At 70.0% G+C, this 2,823-nt stretch carries 3 protein-coding genes; 1 reads left to right on the top strand and 2 read right to left on the bottom strand.

The annotated features are described in order from the left end of the window. Positions 1-9: 9 nt before the first annotated feature. Together HII36_RS54410 and HII36_RS54405 are read right to left on the bottom strand one after the other, a co-directional pair. Positions 10-729, bottom strand: a complete 720-nt coding sequence (locus HII36_RS54410) for a hypothetical protein (RefSeq protein ID WP_173531248.1) — start codon at positions 727-729, stop codon at positions 10-12. Between the two features lies 1 nt (position 730). Next, the gene (locus HII36_RS54405; RefSeq protein ID WP_173531247.1) at positions 731-1,396 is read right to left on the bottom strand and encodes a hypothetical protein; all 666 of its coding nucleotides are present in this window, start codon (positions 1,394-1,396) and stop codon (positions 731-733) included. 265 nt (positions 1,397-1,661) lie between these two features. On the opposite strand from HII36_RS54405, the gene HII36_RS54400 reads away from it, so the two are divergent. After that, complete coding sequence (locus HII36_RS54400; protein WP_173531246.1) at positions 1,662-1,949, top strand: hypothetical protein; 288 nt, start codon at positions 1,662-1,664, stop codon at positions 1,947-1,949. Positions 1,950-2,823 lie beyond the last annotated feature (874 nt).

Here is a 2,823-nt window from a genome sequence, read left to right as displayed (position 1 = left end):
CGGGCGGGGTCATCGGGGGCCCACCGCCAGCCTGGACGCCAGGTCGCGCGCGGTGCGGATGAGGAGCGAACGGTCGAGCCTGCCGCCCCACTGACCGCGCAGCAACTCGGCGCCCTTGGGGTCGTAGGCCAGGCCGTGCACGTACTGGACGGCCTGGCCGACGATCCTGCGCACGTCGTCGACGGAGGAGCGGTAGTTGCGCGGGTCGGCGATCACCACGACGCCGTGCGCCTTGGTGATGGACAGGCGTTCGCGCAGGTGGGCGACGTGGTCGAGAGTGGCCCTGGTGAGCAGCAGCACGTGCTCGGCCTCCGCGATCAGGTCGCCGAGCTGCGGGTGCGCGCCGAGACGTCCGCAGTCGGCGATCACGTCCGCGTTCGGGATGGCGGCCAGCGACCGTCCGAGCGGACCCCACAGCCAGGTGAGCCCCGCGGCCTGCTCGCCGTGCATGAGCCCGAGCAGCACGTCGAGCCCGCCGACGACCTTCTGCGTGTGCTGGTGTATCTGCGCGGGCTCCAGCCCGCGGCGGGCCGTCGCCCCCAGCGTGAGCAGCCCCCTGCCGGGGTTGAGCACGCCGCCGCTGGCGGCGGGCAGCCGGTAGGCGAGATCGCCGCCCGCGGGGTCGCATTCGGCCAGCAGCACCGGCCGCGGCCACACGGCGGCCAGGGCGGTCGCGGCCGTGGTCACACCCGGCGCGCCCTTGTCGGCGGCCAGGACGATCAGCGCCACGTCAGCTGGCTCCGGGCAACTCGGCCACCGCGATCTCTCCGCTGGCGGCGAAGGCCACTATTTCCGGTGATGCCGACGAGTCCACGACGATTGTGATTTGGCCGGAATTCCCGGTCTTGGATTTCTCGACGCTGAACACGAGGGCGCTGGGGGTCAGTACGCGGCTTTGTCCCTGACTCGTCCTGCTGGGCACGAACACCACCTGAACCCGATCGCCTTCCTCCAGACCTGCGGGCATCTGCCCTGGTTTCAGCGCCAGGCCCACCGTGGCCTTGCCCTGGGTCAGCTCGTTGCTGGCGTCGGTGCCCATGTCGTTCGTCAGCAGGGTGCCGGGCAGGATCGTGACGGTCGCGAAGCTCTTGACGACCAGGTTGCGCTGCGACCACGGGACGTAATCGAGGTCGGAGTCGGCGATCTTCACCTCGGCGAGCGCCTGTGCGGTGAACTGCTGACCAGCCCCGACCTGCTGGACGATCCTGATCGCCGACACCCGGTCGCCGCTGCGCAGCACGAGCAGCGTCGTGGCCAGCGCGCCGCCCAGGATCAGCAGGACGGCCAGCGCGGCCAGGGCCGGCTTGCGCTCTCTGGGTGGCACGGGGAGCTTGCGCGAGGCCGGGCCGGACAACCCCGCCGCCGCGTTGACGGCAGGCTTTTCACTGGTCCTCATGGGTGGGGGGCTCCCATTACGAATTGTGGAATTCACGCCATTATGTGGGTCTTCCCGGGCGCGCGGGGGTGGAATGCGGGGACCCATGCTTGTTTCGCAGGTGGGGTGCTGTCAACCCGGAATAATCGATGCCTATTATTTCTATCGAATTGACAAGGGTGACTTTCTTCGGCTATCTGATGCTTTAACCCCACTCGTCACACTGTTAACAACTTTTTCTGGATCAAGGCTGCTGAACTCGTTCAAAGCGTGCGACTATTGCGGCATGGCCAGGCTTCGCAACCGGGGCGCGCCACGGCGCTCACCGAAGTCCTTCCTCCTCGCCCGATTACGCCCCTTCGTCGCTCGGCTGCGTCCCTTCCTCGCTCGGTTACGCCGTGGTGGTGTCGCCCGTCTCGCCGCCGCGCCGGCCATGGAACGCCTGGCGGGACGTCTGCATCGCGCGGCCTCGAATCTCGCGGAGGTGACGTCGGAGGTGAGCGCGTACGCCGACCTTCTGGAGGAGAAGGCCGGCGACCTCCACCACCGCACCAAGTCCCGCCACACCCCCTGACCCGCGACCCGCGAACCCGGGATGCGGACCTCGGCACATGACCCCGAGACGCGGACCCCAGAACACAGACCCAAGGACGCGGATCCCAAGGCACGGATCCCAGGACCCGGACCGCAGAACCCGGACTCCGGGATGCGGACTCCGGGATGCGGACTCCGGGATGCGAGCCCTTGGGGCGCGGTCGCGGCAAGGGCGGCGGCTCGCTCCGCCTCAGTGAGACCGCGCCAGGTTTTCCACAGGACTCCCTTCCAGCCCCACAGTTATCCACAGTCCCGGCTTGCCATGCCATTGCGGTCAACCGGCAGGCCTAACCTCGCTCCGGGCGTTACCTTGGCGCCCCGAGAGCGGAGCGAGGAGACGGCATATGCGGATCATGCTCACCGTCCTCGGCGAGCAGGGCGACCGCGACGTCGTGATCGACGGCGACGACGGCGCGACGGTGGCGAGGGTGAGCGAGGCGCTCAACGACCCCGGCCCGCTGGCCGAGGTCGTCCGCCTGCCCAGATCCCGCGCCCCGTACGGCCCGACCCAAGCGGGCCCCCAGCGAAACGCCCCCGGCCGGCCACCGAGCGGCATCCCAGGCCGCCCCTCGGGCAACACCCCCGGACGCCCACCGAGCGGCCCGCCTGGACGCCCACGGAGCGGTCCGCCGGACAGCACACCTGAATCACCCGGGCGCTCACCCGATGGCTTCCCTGGACACCCGCAAGGTGACTCCCCTGGATACCCGCAGGGCGACTTCCCAGGGCGCTCGCAGGATGGCTTCCCTGGGCGCTCGCCGGACAGCGCGCCCGGGCGTCCACCGGGTGGCATTCCCGGCCGTGCCCCCGGCCGTTCGTCCGGCCACGCCCCGCACATCCCCCACGTGCCATAA

It is taken from the genome of Nonomuraea antri (assembly GCF_013283785.1).
Classification (GTDB): Bacteria; Actinomycetota; Actinomycetes; order Streptosporangiales; family Streptosporangiaceae; genus Nonomuraea; species Nonomuraea antri.
The sequence above is the reverse complement of the archived record's forward strand: the minus strand, read 5'-3'. Positions and strand labels throughout refer to the sequence as shown.